This window comes from Stenotrophomonas sp. GD03877 (assembly GCF_029840555.1).
GTDB classification, from domain to species: Bacteria; Pseudomonadota; Gammaproteobacteria; order Xanthomonadales; family Xanthomonadaceae; genus Stenotrophomonas; species Stenotrophomonas geniculata.
The window spans coordinates 117,056-131,974 of the sequence record NZ_JAOCCT010000002.1; the positions used below are offsets into that span (position 1 = coordinate 117,056).

The window sequence follows — 14,919 nt, forward strand, 5'->3', positions numbered from 1 at the left end:
TTCTGTATCCGCAAATTCGTTGCACTCTCCGCAAACTGCGGCAGCATTCATTTATCGCGCGTTCCCTGCCTCATTTATCGCGCGCCTCTACATTCTGTCGGAGCACGGGGTAATTGCTCTTGGGGTCAGATCCGTTTTCCGAAGGAAAACGGATCTGACCCCGGATTCAACTCGATATCTGCCAGATTTCATCCACGCGTGGCGTGGATCTACTGGGCGCCGGAAAACTGTCGAAGGCGGGGCACTGTGGGTTTGCGGGGTGTGAGCCGCATGGATGCGGCGACCAAGGCTACATGGACGTACTTGCGCCGTCCCCGCAAACCCACAGTGCCTCGCCATCCCACGGAATGCACGCTGTTGCTGTTGCTTCGGTCGTTGCTGTTGCCGTTGCGTCTGCAGGTGCAGGGCGCAGCCCTGCCGAAAACCCTATTTCACCCGACGACCCGAGCGGTCGATCCGGAACCACTCTCCGCCTTCCATCGGCGTGTGGCCATCGGCATCCGGCGTGCCGCGACGGCAGCCGTTGCAGACCTCGGCCACGCCATCGCGGAACGGCCAGGCGAAATCGAAGGTGCCCGGCACCACCTGGCGGAATGTCAGATCGAAGTAGCCCACGCGATTACCGACGCGGCCGCGCAGCAGGCCTTCTTCCGGCATCTCCGGGCCGTTGTCCCAGGTCAGCACCGGCAGGCTGCGGCCCTTGCGGTCGACGTAGTGGAAACCCTGGTCGGCATACACCACGGCCAGGCCGTGGTCATCAAAGTTCAGGTCTTTCAGGGTGTCCGGCTGGATCTTCGGCCGGTGGTCGACCACTTCGCAGTTGGGCAGCGGCCACAACCCGTGTTCGTCGGTCAGCAGCTTGCACGCCGGTGCCTGCGCCAGCGCGTTGGCGCTGGCCAGCACGCCGAGCAGGGCCAGCGACCGCGCGAAGCGGCCGCTGGCAGGCGCAGGGCGGGCCTGCAGTGCGATCACTTGGCCTCGGCCTTGCGTTCGAAGGCCGTCGGCGCCGGCAGCTGCACCGGCACGCCCTTGTCATCGCAGGTGCCGGCCTGGCACAGGCGCTCGCGCAGGGCCGGGGTGGCCTGCACGATCATGTGGTAGATCGCGTTCTGTTCCAGCGTGCCGCGGATCGCCTTGCTGCCCGGGCCGCGTGCCCAGATGCCGACGTCTTCGCCGCCGTGCGACTCGGACTTCATCGGCACCAGTGCTTCCTGCATGTAGTCCGGATGCTCGGTGTCGACCTCGCGCAGGTTCGGGCGGCCGTTGGCCGGTTCGAAGCTGCTCGGGTTGTGCGGGTAGCGCTTCGGGCCGGCCGGCTGCTGGTTGCTGCTGCCGGTATGGCCCGGGCCATTGGCGTAGCTCAACGTGGTGTACGGCTGGCCGGTGCCGTCCAGCGCGTAATCCAGCTTGCCGGCGCCATCTTCGCCACCCTTGTCCTTCACCTTGCCCAGGATCGGGTTGCCGCGTGCCGGGTAGCCGACGAAGTTCAGCGTGTGCGAGTGGTCGGCGGTGACGATGATCAGGGTGTCGTCGGCCGAGGTCAGTTCGTTGGCCACGCGCACTGCATCGGACAGGGCCACGGTCTCGGTCAGTGCACGGTAGGCGTTGCCGCTGTGGTTGGCGTGGTCGATGCGCGCGCCTTCGATCATCAGTACGTAGCCTTCCTGGTGCTTCGACAGATTCCTGATCGCCGCAGCCGTCAGTTCGGCCAGGCTCGGCTCACCGCCCGGATCCTGCGGTCGCTCGTACTCGTAGCGCATGTGGTCCGGCTCGAACAGGCCAAGGATGGCCGGCGCATTGGTGGCGGCGGCCAGCTGCTTGCTGTTCCAGACGTAGGCGCCCTGCGGATGGGCCTGCTGCCATTCCTGCACCAGGCTGCGGCCATCCAGGCGCTGGCCGACCTTGTCGTCGTATTCCGGATCGCGCTCTTCCACGGTGGTGAATTCACCGCGGCCACCGCCGAGGGCGACCAGCGGGCCACGACCATAGCGTGAAGTCGATAGCAGCTGCTGGGCGATGTCCTTGCAGCCGGCGGCCTTGGCCGCGTCGGTCAGGTCGGTGTCGTTCTCCCAGTTGCGCTCGGGCGAGTGCGCGTAGGTGGCGGCCGGGGTGGCATGGGTCAGGCGTGCGGTGGACACCACGCCCGTGGCGAGGCCGGCGCTGTCGGCCAGCTGCAGCCAGGTCAGCAGGCCCTTGGACAGGCTGTCGGCGCAGTCGGTGCGGCTGCCGGCGCTGACGCCGATCGCGCCCATGTGGGTCTTCACGCCGGTGGTGATGGCGGTCATGGTGCCGGCCGAATCTGGGGTCTGCGAATCGGTGTTGTAGGTCTTGCTGAACGCCGTGGCCGGGAAGCGTTCCCAGGACAGCAGGTTCTCTTCGCCCGAGCCACCCTTCTGCTGGCCCTCGTAGATGCGCGAGGCGGCCACCGTGGTCAGGCTCATGCCGTCACCGAGGAACAGGATGACGTTCTTGGCCTTGCCGGACATCGCACCGTTCGCTGCAGCCTGGGCCGCGCCGCTGCGGTACCACCACTGCGGCGTCTCGCCGGCCGGGTGGGTAACAGGATCGACGGCGACCTTCAGGCCGGCCGGAGCGGACGCGGGGGCGGTGCTGGCGCAGGCGCCCAGCAGCAGGGTGGTGGCGCAGGCGGCCAACAGGGAGACGGAACGGCGCATGGACGCTGGGATCTCACAAACTGTAACGGGACGTTCATTATGCCCGCCCTCGCAAGGCACGCCGATGACACACTGATTTGCCGGCCGGGCGGTCGTTCTGCGGGCCGCCTTGGGCTATCGTGCCAATATCCCTTCCTTCCCCTCTGGATTGCCTATGAAGCTGGTCTCTGCCTGGCTGCGGATTCCATTCTGGCAGCGCGTGGTCGGTGGCTTCGTGCTCGGCGCGCTGGCCGGCTGGGCGCTCGGCCCGGCCGCGGAAACGTGGTTCGGCCCGCTCGGCGAGCTGTACGTCACCCTGATCAAGATGATCGCCGTGCCGCTGGTGTTCTTCGCGGTCATCAACGCGATCTCGTCGCTGCACGGGCAGAAGTCGGTCGCCGCGCTCAGTGGCCGCACCTTCCTGTGGTTCGTGATCACCGCCGCGCTGGCGGTGTGCGTGGGCCTGGCCGTAGGCACGGTGCTGCAGCCCGGCGCCGGTGGCCTGCAGTTGTCGATGGCCAGCAACTACGTGCCGCGCGAAGTGCCCAGCGTGGTGCAGGTGCTGCTGGACGTGGTGCCGGCCAATGTCTTCTATGCGCTGTCCGGTATCGGCACCAAGGTCAATGCCGCCGGTGAAACCGTGCTGGCCGCGGGCCGTGGCTCGATCCTGCCGGTGATCTTCTTTGCTGGTCTGGTCGGTTTCGCCATCGTCAAGCTGGGCGAGAAGGTGACCGAGGCGCGCAAGCTGGTCGGCCAGATGAGCGACATCATGATCCAGGTGACCCGCTTCGTGCTGGAAGTCACCCCGATCGGCACCTTCGGCCTGATCGCTGGCCTGGTCGGCAGCTACGGCTTCGAGAAGCTGCTGCCGCTGGGTCATTTCGTGCTGGCGCTGTACGTGGCCTGCGCCCTGCACATCGTGGTGGTCTACAGCGCGCTGCTGCTGGCGCACGGCCTGAACCCACTGAAGTTCTTCCGTGGCGCCGCGCCGGGCATGCAGGTGGCGTTTGTCAGCTCGTCCAGCTTCGCCGCGATGCCGGTGGCGCTGCGTTCGATCACCCACAACCTGGGTGTGAACAAGGACTACGGTTCGTTCGCGGTGCCGCTGGGCGCCAGCATCAAGATGGATGGCTGCGGCGCGATCTACCCTGCGCTGTGCGCGGTGTTCATTTCGCAGTACAGCGGTGTGCCGCTGACCCCGGAACAGTACGTGGTGGTGCTGATCGCCTCGGTGCTGGGCAGCTTCGGTACCGCCGGCGTGCCGGGTACTGCGGTGATCATGGCCACGGTGGTGCTGAGCGCGGCCAACCTGCCGCTGGAGACCATCGGCTACCTGTATGCCATCGACCGCATCCTGGACATGATGCGCACGATGACGAATGTGACGGGCCAGATGCTGGTGCCCGTGATCGTGGCCAAGGAGACCGGGCTGCTCGATCAGGCGGTGTATGACAATCCGTCCAGCAATGTCGGGGTGGACGATCCGGACCCGACGCCGCCGCGCGCCTGAGGTTGCGTGGAGATGAAAGGCCCGCCCAGACCGGCGGGCCTTTTGTTTGGGAGATGGCCGACGCGGTGCCGGCCAAGGTGGGCCCCTGGTAGATCCATGCCATGCGTGGATGGAGGCAGTGCCGACCAAGGTCGGCACCTACCGGGGGCGCAAACAAAAAAGCCGCTGCAGGGCAGCGGCTTCTCGCATCAGGCGGCGCGGAGGCGCCAGCGGGTGTGTCAGAGGTCGACCCGGCGGGCCTGCATGAACTTGTTGCCCCAGTAGCCGCTGAGCAGGGTGTCTACGCGGACGTCCTTGCCCGAGCTGGGCGCGTGCAGGAAGCGGCCATCGCCGACATAGATGCCGACGTGGTCGACGCGGCCCTTGCGGCCGAAGAAGACCAGGTCACCCGCCGCCAGCGCGGTACGGTCGTTGATCAGCTCGGCGTTGTCGTCGTGGGCCATTTCGCGCGAGACGCGCGGCAGCTCGATGCCCAGCGCCGAACGGAACACATAGCCGACCAGGCCGCTGCAATCGAAGCCGCTGTCCGGGTTGCTGCCACCCCAACGGTACGGGGTGCCCAGCAGGGTCATCGCGCGGCGCAGCAGCGACTGCACCTTGCCGTTATCGGCGGCGGTGCCGACAACGCTGCCATTGGCGGCGCTGCTGGTGTCGTAGTTGGCGAGCAGGCGGCTGAGATCGCCGGCCACCACGGCCGAGCGGTCCATCAGCGGAATGGTGTCGTTGGCGGCCAGGTGCGGCAGCAGGGCGGCCAGCGTGGCGCTGGCGGCGGCATCGACGCGGCTGCGCTGCGGAGCGGCAGTCTCGGCCTTGGCGGCCGGGCGGGCGGTGCTCTCGGCCACCGGGGCCGGGGTCACATCGGAACGGTTCGGAGCAGTCTGCGACCAGGCCGGAAGGCTGGTCAGACACAGTGCCAAGCCAAGCAACAGCGGGCGGGCACTACGTGAAGATACGGAAGTCTGGCCTTCGCTTTTCAGGTCGTCAGTCGTCACGCGTCGGTCACAGGAAAAAAACGATGGGGCATCATGCCCTGTAAAAGCGGCAATAAGTTAAAAATTCCGTTAGTAAATCGTTAGTTTTCGAGTGATGGGCGTCACAGTTTTGAACATATCGCCTGTTCATTTTAGCGAAGGACGCGTTTCGCCCCTGTGTAGTGGTCTTTCCAGTAGGGACCGCTGAGCGAGTCGAGGCGTACCGTGCCGCCGGTGCTCGGCGCGTGCACGAAGCGCCCTTCACCCACATAAATACCGACATGGGTGACGCTGCCGCGGCTGCCGAAGAACACCAGGTCGCCGGTGGCCAGGCGCTGCGGATCGATCTTCGGACCCTGTACTGCCGCCAGGTCGCGCGAGGTGCGCGGCAATTTCAGGTCCAGCATCTCGCGGTAGACGTAGGCGACCAGGCCGCTGCAGTCGAAGCCGGAATCCGGGGTGTTGCCGCCGTAGCGGTAGGGCGTGCCGACCAGGCTGATGGCGCGCATCAGCACCGAGTTGGCGGCTTCGGGGTTGTCCGGCACGGTCTTCGGCCAGTTCGCCGTCGGCGGGGGCGGCGCGGGGCGGGTGGCCTTGCCGCCGCCGCAGGCGGTCATCAGCACGGGCAGGGCCAGCAGCAGGGCCGGGGCGAGGAGCCGGCGCAGGCCGGACGAAACTGGCGTGATGTGCATGATCTCCGGATAATGCGCCACCTTAGGATTGGCCGTCATGATGGCGGCGTCCCCGCCGGGCGACAACCCGCCCCAACCCGCCTGCCTTCGGCAGATCCAGACAGAGTTGCGCATGAAGATCGAAAAAGACCGCGTTGTCCGCTTCCACTACACCGTTTCCGAAGCCGGCCAGGAGCCGATCGAATCGTCCAAGGACCGCGGCGAGCCGCTGGCGATCCTGATCGGCCACGGCAACATCATTCCGGGCCTGGAAAACGCCATGATGGACAAGGAAGCCGGCGCGACCTTCAGCGTCGACGTCACTGCCGCCGATGCCTACGGCGAGCGCCGCGAGGGCCTGTCCCAGCGCGTGCCGAAGAAGCACTTCGGCAACACCAAGCTGGCCCCGGGCCAGCAGGTCGTGCTGCAGACCAACTTCGGCCCGCGTGCGGTGACCGTGCAGAAGGTCGGCATGAGCGTCGTCGACGTCGACCTGAACCACCCGATGGCTGGCAAGGACCTGCATTTCGACGTGGAAATCGTTGACGTGCGCGAAGCCGGCAAGGAAGAGATCGACCACGGTCACGTCCACGGCGACGGCGGCCACCACCACTGATCGCAGCGCGATCGTGATGGCAGCAACGGCCCGCTTCGGCGGGCCGTTGCGTTTCTGGAACACGACGCGGCCATCCATGGCGTGCGGGCCGGCGGCATAATGGCGGACCTGCCTGACGGATGCCCCGTGAACGCCGCTTCTCCTTCCCTGCAGCCGATGGCTTCCGGCGAACGCATCGCCATACTGGACGTGCTGCGCGGTGCGGCGTTGCTGGGCATCCTGCTGATGAACATCGAGGCCTTCAGCGGACCGCTGGATCTGGCCTTCACCGGCATCGACACGCACTGGCAGGGCATCGACTACTGGGCCGATGCGTTCGTTTACGTGTTCGTGCAGGGCAAGTTCTTCACCCTGTTCTCATTGCTGTTCGGCGCCGGCTTCGCGGTGATGGCGCAGCGCGCCGAGGCCGCCGGGCGCGACTTCACCCCGTTCTACCTGCGCCGCAGCGCTGGTCTGTTGCTGATCGGCCTGTGCCACGCGCTGCTGGTCTGGTCCGGCGACATCCTGGTGATGTACGCGCTGGTCTCGTTGCCGCTGCTGGCCTGCCGCGAGGCGCCGCGCAGCTGGCTGCCGTGGATGGGCGTGACGGTCTACCTCGGCGGTATAGCGATGATGCTGCTGGTGGGCGCGATGGTGTCGATGGCTTCGACGGAAGACCTGCAGAAGATGCTCGCCGACGCGCAGCAGAGCATCGATCTGCAGCGCCTGGTGTACGGGCACGGCAGCTGGATGCAGGCCAATGCGCAGCGGCTGAGCGAGTTCGGCACGTCGATGGGCGCGCTGCTGATCACCGGCCCGGAGGTGTTGGGCATGTTCCTGATCGGCAGCTGGTTTGCCGGCAGTGGTGCGCTGGCGGCGCCGGAGCGCTTCCCGCGCCTGTACGCGACGCTGCGCTGGATCGCGCTGCCGTTGGGCCTGCTGGTCACGTTGATCGGTGTTGCCTGGAAACCCTACCTGGCACCGGGTGCCTATAATCTGCCGGTGACAGCCGCAATGGCACTGGTGACGATCGGTGGCCTGCCGATGTGCCTGGGCTACCTGGCGTGGATCGTGCATTGGCGTGCGCGGTTGGCCTGGCTGGCACCGGTCGGGCGTATGGCGTTGACCCACTACCTGGGCCAGTCGCTGCTGTGCACCTGGTTGTTCTACCACTACGGCCTGGGCGCGTTCGAAATGATGCCACGCAGCGTGCAGCTGCTGTTCGCACTGTTGTTGTTTGCCGTGCAGGTGGCCCTCTCGCACGCCTGGCTGTGCCACTTCCGTTTCGGGCCCATGGAATGGTTGTGGCGCGCCATGACCTACCGGCAGTGGCCGCCGATGCGGCGCGAGGCCGGGCAGGGCTGATCGATGCAGGGCGCGCGCGAGGATGTGATCGTGGTCGGCGCCGGTGCCATTGGGCTGGCCGCCGCGCTTGCGCTGCGCGCACAGGGGCGGCAGGTGCGGGTGATCGACCGTGGGCGCATCGGCGGCGCGACCTCGCATGGCAACTGCGGCACCATCACCCCCAGCCACGCGCCACCGCTGGCAGCGCCTGGTGTGCCGTTGCGGGCGCTGCGCTGGATGCTCGATCCGCGTGCGCCGCTGTACGTCCGTACACGCCTGGACCCTGCATTGTGGCGCTGGCTACTGCAGTTCGGGGCGCGCTGCAACGCGCGTGACTGGCTGCACTCCACGCGGGCACGCGGCGCACTGTTGAATGATTCACGGCTGCGCCTGGCGCAGTGGGTGCGGACGCATGCGCTGGACTGCGAATTCGAGGCGCGCGGTCTGGACTATGTGTTCGGTGACGCCCGCAATTTCGATCACCATGCAGCCGAGTGTGAGGCGCTGAACGCGCAGGGCATCGCCACGGTGCGCATCGATGGCGCCGACTACGCGCGCGACAATCCAGCGTTCCATGATCGCCTTGCCGGTGCGATCCACTTCCCCGGCGATGCGCAGCTGCGTCCGGACCGCTACACCGCCGAGCTGGCGCGCGTGCTGCGCGCACAGGGCGTGGTGATCGAAGAGCACTCGGACGTGCGGGATTTCAGCGCCGACGCGCAGGGTGTGCGCGTGCACGTCGGCGAACGCACGCTGCACGCACGCGAGCTGGTGCTGGCGACCGGGCCGTGGTCACCGCGCTGGGCACGGCAACTGGATCTGCGCGTGCCGATCCAGCCCGGCAAGGGCTATTCGCTGACCTGGTCGCGACCGTCGCAGGTGCCGCAGCGCCCAGTCGTGCTGAAGGACCATTCCGTGTTCGTGATTGCCTGGCGTGAAGCACTGCGACTGGGCGGCACCATGGAATTCTCCGGTGCCGACCCGCAGCTGCGCACGACCCGCCTGCAGGCCCTGCAGCACGCTGCCGACCACTACCTGCGCGCGCCGCGTGGTGCGCAGCTGCAGGAGAAGTGGTGCGGTTGGCGTCCCATGAGCGTGGACGATGTGCCGTTGATCGGCCGCGCGCCCGCACATCCTCACGTCTGGCTTGCAGCGGGGCATGGCATGCTCGGCATCAGCATGAGTGCCGGCACCGGCCAGCTGATCGCCGATCTCGTCTGCGGCCGCACGCCGGCGATCGATCCTGCCCCTTACCGACCCGAGCGATTCCGATGAGCACTGCACCCTATGATTACGACCTGATCGTCCTTGGCGGCGGCTCCGCTGGCCTGGCCGGTGCGATCCGCGCCGCGCAGCACGGCAAGCGCGTGGCGATGCTGGAGCCTGGCGAACTGGGCGGGACCTGCGTCAATGTCGGCTGCGTGCCGAAGAAAGCCATGTGGCTGGCGGCAGACCTGCACGAGCGCATCGGTCTGGCCAGTGCGATGGGCTTCAATGTCGAGGCGCGCCCGGCGCTGTCGTGGAAGGAACTGGTGATCCACCGCCAGGCCTACATCAGCAACATCCACACCAGCTATCACAAGCGCCTGGATGAAACCGGCGTGGTGCGCATTCCGGCGCGCGGTCATCTGCTCGATGCGCACACCGTGGCCTGCAGCGATGGTGTGCGTTACAGCGCCGAGCACATCCTGATCGCCACCGGCGCGCACCCGCTGCGGCCCGACATTCCCGGCGCGGAACTGGGTCTGGTCTCCGATGATTTCTTCGATCTGCGCGCGGCACCTGCCGAGGTGGCGATCATCGGTGGCGGCTACATCGCGGTGGAGCTGGCCGGCCTGCTGCAGGCACTGGGCAGCAAGGTCAGCCTGCTGGTGCGCGGCAAGCGCCTGTTGGAGCGCTTCGACTACGAGCTGACTGATCAGTTGGCCGAAAACCTCAAGCAACAGGGCGTGCGCATCCATTTCGGCTATCGCCTGCGCGAACTGCAGCGCGATGGCGAGCGTGTGCGTGCATTCGGCCATGATGGCCCGCTCGACAGCGTGTTCGACGCGGTGTTCTTTGCCACCGGCCGGCGCGGCAACAGTCGCGACCTGGGCCTGGAAGCGCTGGGCATCGGCATCGGCGAGCACCAGCAGGTGGAGGTGGACGAATGGCAGACCACCAGCGTGCCGAGCGTGCATGCGGTCGGTGACATCGCCGGCAAGGTCGGCCTGACGCCGGTGGCGGTGGCTGCATCGCGGCGCCTGATGGATCGCCTGTTCGGTGGCCGCCCGCAGTCGAAGATGGATTACGAGAACGTAGCCAGCGTGGTGTTCTCGCACCCGCCACTGGGCGCGGTGGGCATGAGCGAAGAAGAGGCGCGCGCACGTTTCGATCAGGTGAGCGTGTACCACAGCCGCTTCCGCCCGATGCTGCAGGCGCTGGCCAACGGTACCCAGCGCAGCCTGTTCAAGATGGTCTGCGTGGGCCCGGAAGAGCGGGTGGTAGGCATCCATCTGCTGGGTGAAGCGGCCGACGAGATCCTGCAGGGATTCGCGGTGGCGGTGAAGATGGGCGCGACCAAGGCCCAATTTGACGATACCGTGGCGATCCACCCGACCTCGGCCGAGGAAGTGGTGCTGATGCGCTGAGCCGGGCCGTTGTAGAGCCGAGCCATGCTCGGCTGCTTGTCGCCCAGGGTTGGCGAAGCCGAGCGCGGGCTCGGCTCTACAGGTCAGCGGGCGCCTCCATGCGACAATGATGGCCCCCATGCGTTTCCGGGCCGCTCCATGCGGCCCGCCGTCGTCCTGATGTCCAGCCCCGCTTCCCGTATCGCCACCGCTTCCTCGCGCATCGCGCTGGGGGGTATCGGCCTGGCCGCGATCGGCGCCATCGCCGCCTCCGGCAAGGCCATCATCGTCAAGCTCGGCCTGCGTCATGGCGTCGATGCCACCACGCTGCTCGCCCTGCGCATGCTGATGGCGCTGCCGCTGTTCGTGCTGATGGCACTGTGGGCTGCGCGCCGGGCAGAGCCGCTGTCCTGGGCCGACCGCGCCCGCGTTCTGTGGCTGGGCTTCACCGGCTACTACCTGTCCAGCCTGCTCGATTTCCAGGGCCTGCAGTACATCAGCGTGACGCTGGAGCGGCTGATTCTTTACTTGAACCCGACCCTGGTGCTGCTGATCAACGTGCTGCTGGCACGGCAGCGCCCGGGCCGCTGGCAGATCGGTGCGCTGGTGCTGAGCTATCTGGGCGTGCTGCTCGCCTTCGGCCACGATCTTCAGCGCGAGGGCGGGCAGATCATCGTCGGCAGCCTGCTGGTACTGGGCAGTGCGCTCAGCTACGCGCTGTACCTGTTCGGCAGTGGCCAGGTGGTCGCGCGCATCGGTGCGGTGCGCCTCACCGCCTACGCCAGCTGCGTGGCCAGCGTGCTGGTGCTGCTGCATTTCGCGGTGACCCATCCGCTGCCATTGCTGTGGCAGGCACCGGCGCCGGTGCAATGGCTGTCGCTGGTCAATGCCACCGTGTGCACGGTACTGCCCGTGCTGGCGATCATGCTGGCGGTGCAGCGCGTGGGTTCGTCGCTGGCCGCGCAGGTCGGTATGCTGGGCCCTGTTTCCACCATCGTGATGAGCCTATGGCTGCTCGACGAACCGATGGGGCCGGCACAGATCGCCGGCACCGTGCTGGTGCTGATCGGTGTACTACTGGTGACCCGCCTGCGGCGCTGACGCCGGAGCAGGCGCGGGCGCGCATCCTGGCGGTGATCCGCGCGATCCCGGCGGGGCAGGTGATGGGCTATGGCCAGGTGGCGATGCGTGCCGGCCTGCCGGGGCGTGCGCGCTTGACCGCGCGCATCCTCGGCCAGAACGACGATCCCGACCTGCCCTGGCATCGCGTGCTGCGTTCGGACGGGCGCATTGCCATGGAAGAAGGGTCGGCTGGTTGGCGCGAGCAGTCACAACGGCTGCGTGCCGAAGGTGTGGTGGTGGAGAACGGCCGGGTGCGGATGCCGGCCACCGATCCGGCCGCGGCGCTGGATGCCGCCGTGTGGGGCCCGGGCTGAGCACCGCTGGCGACTGAACAGGCTGCGCCTGCCGGTCGCCAACAACACACGGTGCTGCGGCTATGATGGAGGCCGTTCCATGCCGGTGCTCCCATGTTCCCGCGACTGCCTACCGTCACCAAGGCCCTGCTGATCGCCAACGCGATCCTGTTCCTGCTGCAGCAGCCGTTCCTGCTCGGCATGCAGACCTTCGAGCCGTTCATGCTGCAACCGCTGCAGCAGGGCTTCGATGCGTTCTCGCCGGGCGGCAACTTCCAGCCGTGGCAGCTGCTGACCTATGGCTTCCTGCATGGCAGCTTCGGCCACCTGTTCTTCAACATGCTGGCGGTCTTCATGTTCGGCGCGCCGCTGGAGCAGACCTGGGGCGAAAAGCGCTTCCTGCTGTACTACCTGGTGTGCGTGGCTGGCGCCGGTGTCTGCCAGCTGCTGGTGGGTACCCTGCTGGAGAATCCGGCCACGGTGCTGGGCGCCTCCGGCGGCGTGTTCGGCCTGCTGCTGGCCTACGGCATGCTGTTCCCGAACCAGCGGGTGATGCTGCTGTTCCCGCCGATCCCGATGAAGGCACGGACCTTCGTGATCCTGTTCGGTGTGGGTGAGCTGGTGCTGGGCATGACCGGCTGGCAGCCGGGCGTGGCCCACTTCGCGCATCTGGGCGGCATGCTGTTCGGTTGGCTGCTGATCCGCTACTGGCGCGGGCAGCCGCCATTCAACAAGCGTCGCCCGCCCGGCCCGCCGAAGCGCCCGAACCATCTGCGCAGCGTCAAATGATCCGAAAGATCATTTGACGCTGTAGGTGCCGACCGTTGGTCGGCACAGCTTCTCCCACGCGGGTAGGTGCCAACCTTGGTTGGCAATCATCCCTGTCGTTTCGTGCCAACCAAGGTTGGCACCCACCAATGGCAGGTCATGCATGCGGCGGGTACGTGCGCATCCACGCATGGCGTGGCTCTACAGATCCTGCAACACCACCTGCGCCGCATTGTGACCTGGCGCGCCGGTCACGCCACCACCGGGATGGGTACCCGACCCGCATAGATACAACCCGGGCAGGGCACCGCGATAGCCGGCCTGGCCAACCATGGGCCGTGCCGAGAACAACTGGTTGGCACTGAGCGCACCATGGAAGATGTCGCCGCCGATCAGCCCGAACGTGCGCTCCAGATCCAGCGGTGACAGGACCTGGCGGCCCAGCACGCTGTCAGCGAAACCCGGCGCATACCGCTCAACGGTGGCGATCATCAGATCGGCCACTGCTTCACGATGATCATCCCAGTGACGTCCGTCGGGCAGCACCGGCGCCACGTGCTGGCAGAACAGGCTGGCGACGTGCTGCCCCGCTGGCGCCAGCGAGTCATCCAGTGTGCTGGGAATCAGCATCTCCACGATCGGTTCGCGCGACCAGCCGTCGCGCCGCGCCTCCAGCCACGCGCGATCCATGTAGTCCAGGCTGGGGGCCAGGATGATGCCCGCGCTCAGGTGCGGGCCGGGGCCGGGCAGGGCACGGAAGTCGGGCAGCCGCGACAGCGCCACGTTCATCCGGAAGGTGCCGGAACCGCAGCGCCAGTTCGTCATGCGTTCGCGTGTGGCAGCTGGTACCTGCGCCGGCTCCAGCAGCTGTTCGTACAGCAGCTTCGGATTGACGTTGGCAACCACCGCGCGTGCACGCAGGGTTTCGCCGTTGGCCAGTTCCACCCCCACGGCGCGGCCCTGTTCGGTCAGTACCCGTTGCACGCCGGCATCCACGCGCAGTTCCGCACCGGCCTCGCGTGCAGCGGCGGCGATGGCCTGGCTGATCGCGCCCATGCCACCGATCGCATGGCCCCACGCACCTTTCACGCCATTGCACTGGCCGAACACGTGATGCAGCAACACGTAGGCACTGCCCGGCGTGTACGGACTGGCGTAGTTGCCGACGATGCCATCGAAGCCGAACAGCGCCTTGATCGGCTCGCTCTCGAACCAGCGGTCCAGGTACTCCGCCGCCGACAGCGTGAACAGGTCCAGCAGCTCCTGCCGCAGTGGTGCATCCAACGCCGCCAGTTCGCGGCCGAGCTTTCCCATCTGCCACAGTGCGGGTAGTGCGCGCCAACCACCCGCCACGCCCAGGTCCGGTGGTGTACGCAGGGCCCACGCACGCAGCACGTCGGCGAAAATCTCCAGTCGCGCTTCATATGCGGGCAGGCGCTGTGCATCCCGCTCGGAAAATTTCGCCACCTCGGCTTGGGTGCGGCCGGGCGCCGACAACAGGTGGCGGCCGTCCGGCAATGGCAGGAAGTTGTTGACGGGGCGCGCGACGATGCGCAGCCCATGCGCATGCAGCTGCAGGTCGTCGATCACCTTCGGCTGCAGCAATGACACCGTGTACGACGCCACCGAGTTGCGGAAGCCGGGATGGAACTCCTCGGTGACCGCGGCGCCGCCGAGCACACCACGCCGTTCGAGCACCAGCACCTGCTTGCCGGCGCGTGCCAGATAGGCTGCACAGACCAACCCGTTGTGGCCACCGCCGATGATGATTGCATCCCAGGACATCAGCACCTCGGGAAAAGGGGACGGAGGGGATCAAGTCGCAATTCGCATGGGGTCACCGGCAATGGGGAAAAACGACTTAATCCCCTCCGTCCCCTTTTTTGATCGCTGCTTCGATGGTGGCGATGTCGATCTTCTTCATCGGCATCATCGCGTTGAAGGCGCGCTTGGCCAGTGCCTTGTCCTTGCTGGTCACCGCTTCGATCAACATGCGCGGGCTGATCTGCCAGGAGATGCCCCAGCGGTCCTTGCACCAGCCGCATTGGCTCTCCTGGCCGCCATTGCCCACGATCGCGTTCCACAGGCGGTCGGTCTCGGCCTGGTCCTCGGTCTGGATCTGGAAGGAGAAGGCTTCGTTGTGCTTGAACGCGGTGCCGCCGTTGAGGCCGACGCAGGGGATGCCGCAGACCGTGAATTCGACGGTCAGAACGTTGCCTTCCTTGCCGTCGGGGTAGTCGCCGGGTGCGTGATGCACGGCGGTGACCGCGCTGTCGGGCAGGATACTGGCATAGAAGGTGGCGGCCTCGAGCGCGCCGTTGTCGTACCAGACACAGATCGTGTTCTTGTGTGCCATCAGCGTGGGCTCCGCAGCGGGGGAGA

At 66.9% G+C, this 14,919-nt stretch carries 14 protein-coding genes; 8 read left to right on the plus strand and 6 right to left on the minus strand.

Features of this window, described 5'->3' with window-relative positions:
* Window positions 1-426: 426 nt before the first annotated feature.
* Entirely contained in the window at window positions 427-972 is a 546-nt protein-coding gene (locus N5D20_RS01760; RefSeq protein ID WP_010482979.1) for a WG repeat-containing protein, read from the minus strand.
* Window positions 969-2,675 (minus strand): alkaline phosphatase, encoded by a 1,707-nt coding sequence (locus N5D20_RS01765; RefSeq protein WP_197578307.1) that lies wholly within the window; start codon window positions 2,673-2,675, stop codon window positions 969-971. The genes N5D20_RS01760 and N5D20_RS01765 overlap by 4 nt, the downstream gene beginning before the upstream one ends.
* A gap of 154 nt (window positions 2,676-2,829) precedes the next feature.
* Here N5D20_RS01765 and N5D20_RS01770 point away from each other — a divergent pair, with 154 nt between their 5' ends.
* On the plus strand, window positions 2,830-4,164 hold the full coding sequence (locus N5D20_RS01770; protein WP_049409184.1) for a dicarboxylate/amino acid:cation symporter: 1,335 nt from the start codon (window positions 2,830-2,832) through the stop codon (window positions 4,162-4,164).
* 218 nt (window positions 4,165-4,382) lie between these two features.
* Here the strand turns inward: N5D20_RS01770 and N5D20_RS01775 are convergent, their stop codons facing one another.
* A complete protein-coding gene (locus N5D20_RS01775; RefSeq protein ID WP_230080614.1) occupies window positions 4,383-5,090 on the minus strand; it encodes a C40 family peptidase in 708 nt (235 codons plus the stop codon).
* A 197-nt stretch (window positions 5,091-5,287) separates the two neighbouring features.
* On the minus strand, window positions 5,288-5,866 hold the full coding sequence (locus tag N5D20_RS01780) for a C40 family peptidase (RefSeq protein WP_065428014.1): 579 nt from the start codon (window positions 5,864-5,866) through the stop codon (window positions 5,288-5,290).
* Between the two features lie 73 nt (window positions 5,867-5,939).
* On the opposite strand from N5D20_RS01780, the gene N5D20_RS01785 reads away from it, so the two are divergent.
* The 7 genes from N5D20_RS01785 to N5D20_RS01815 all read left to right on the plus strand — a co-directional run bounded on the left by N5D20_RS01785 (window position 5,940) and on the right by N5D20_RS01815 (window position 12,558).
* A complete protein-coding gene (locus N5D20_RS01785) occupies window positions 5,940-6,422 on the plus strand; it encodes a peptidylprolyl isomerase (protein WP_049436806.1) in 483 nt (160 codons plus the stop codon).
* 99 nt (window positions 6,423-6,521) lie between these two features.
* Complete coding sequence (locus N5D20_RS01790; RefSeq protein WP_197578308.1) at window positions 6,522-7,766, plus strand: DUF418 domain-containing protein; 1,245 nt, start codon at window positions 6,522-6,524, stop codon at window positions 7,764-7,766.
* A gap of 3 nt (window positions 7,767-7,769) precedes the next feature.
* Window positions 7,770-9,020 carry an FAD-dependent oxidoreductase gene (locus N5D20_RS01795; protein WP_197578309.1) on the plus strand — a complete coding sequence of 417 codons (1,251 nt, stop codon included), beginning with the start codon at window positions 7,770-7,772 and terminating at the stop codon, window positions 9,018-9,020.
* Window positions 9,017-10,375, plus strand: coding sequence for a glutathione-disulfide reductase (gorA, locus tag N5D20_RS01800; protein ID WP_197578311.1), 1,359 nt, complete (start codon window positions 9,017-9,019; stop codon window positions 10,373-10,375). The genes N5D20_RS01795 and gorA overlap by 4 nt, the downstream gene beginning before the upstream one ends.
* Window positions 10,376-10,534: 159 nt before the next feature.
* Entirely contained in the window at window positions 10,535-11,455 is a 921-nt protein-coding gene (locus N5D20_RS01805) for a DMT family transporter (RefSeq protein ID WP_197578312.1), read from the plus strand.
* A complete protein-coding gene (locus N5D20_RS01810) occupies window positions 11,452-11,790 on the plus strand; it encodes an MGMT family protein (RefSeq protein WP_224329410.1) in 339 nt (112 codons plus the stop codon). Before N5D20_RS01805 ends, N5D20_RS01810 begins: the two co-directional genes overlap by 4 nt.
* A 93-nt stretch (window positions 11,791-11,883) precedes the next feature.
* Window positions 11,884-12,558, plus strand: a complete 675-nt coding sequence (locus N5D20_RS01815) for a rhomboid family intramembrane serine protease (protein ID WP_005410509.1) — start codon at window positions 11,884-11,886, stop codon at window positions 12,556-12,558.
* Between the two features lie 180 nt (window positions 12,559-12,738).
* Here N5D20_RS01815 and N5D20_RS01820 read toward each other — a convergent pair whose 3' ends face one another.
* The gene (locus tag N5D20_RS01820) at window positions 12,739-14,322 is read right to left on the minus strand and encodes an NAD(P)/FAD-dependent oxidoreductase (RefSeq protein WP_197578313.1); all 1,584 of its coding nucleotides are present in this window, start codon (window positions 14,320-14,322) and stop codon (window positions 12,739-12,741) included.
* A 76-nt stretch (window positions 14,323-14,398) separates the two neighbouring features.
* Window positions 14,399-14,893, minus strand: coding sequence for a VOC family protein (locus N5D20_RS01825; protein WP_057503579.1), 495 nt, complete (start codon window positions 14,891-14,893; stop codon window positions 14,399-14,401).
* Window positions 14,894-14,919: the final 26 nt, after the last annotated feature.

Excerpts from the sequence above, each read along its gene's own strand:
- N5D20_RS01765 (WP_197578307.1), bottom strand. The coding sequence starts at position 2,675 with ATGCGCCGTTCCGTCTCCCTGTTGGCCGCCTGCGCCACCACCCTGCTG.
- N5D20_RS01770 (WP_049409184.1), top strand. The coding sequence starts at position 2,830 with ATGAAGCTGGTCTCTGCCTGGCTGCGGATTCCATTCTGGCAGCGCGTG.
- N5D20_RS01780 (WP_065428014.1), bottom strand. The coding sequence starts at position 5,866 with ATGACGGCCAATCCTAAGGTGGCGCATTATCCGGAGATCATGCACATC.
- N5D20_RS01785 (WP_049436806.1), top strand. The coding sequence starts at position 5,940 with ATGAAGATCGAAAAAGACCGCGTTGTCCGCTTCCACTACACCGTTTCC.
- N5D20_RS01790 (WP_197578308.1), top strand. The coding sequence starts at position 6,522 with ATGGCGGACCTGCCTGACGGATGCCCCGTGAACGCCGCTTCTCCTTCC.
- N5D20_RS01795 (WP_197578309.1), top strand. The coding sequence starts at position 7,770 with ATGCAGGGCGCGCGCGAGGATGTGATCGTGGTCGGCGCCGGTGCCATT.
- gorA (WP_197578311.1), top strand. The coding sequence starts at position 9,017 with ATGAGCACTGCACCCTATGATTACGACCTGATCGTCCTTGGCGGCGGC.
- N5D20_RS01805 (WP_197578312.1), top strand. The coding sequence starts at position 10,535 with ATGTCCAGCCCCGCTTCCCGTATCGCCACCGCTTCCTCGCGCATCGCG.
- N5D20_RS01815 (WP_005410509.1), top strand. The coding sequence starts at position 11,884 with ATGTTCCCGCGACTGCCTACCGTCACCAAGGCCCTGCTGATCGCCAAC.
- N5D20_RS01820 (WP_197578313.1), bottom strand. The coding sequence starts at position 14,322 with ATGTCCTGGGATGCAATCATCATCGGCGGTGGCCACAACGGGTTGGTC.
- N5D20_RS01825 (WP_057503579.1), bottom strand. The coding sequence starts at position 14,893 with ATGGCACACAAGAACACGATCTGTGTCTGGTACGACAACGGCGCGCTC.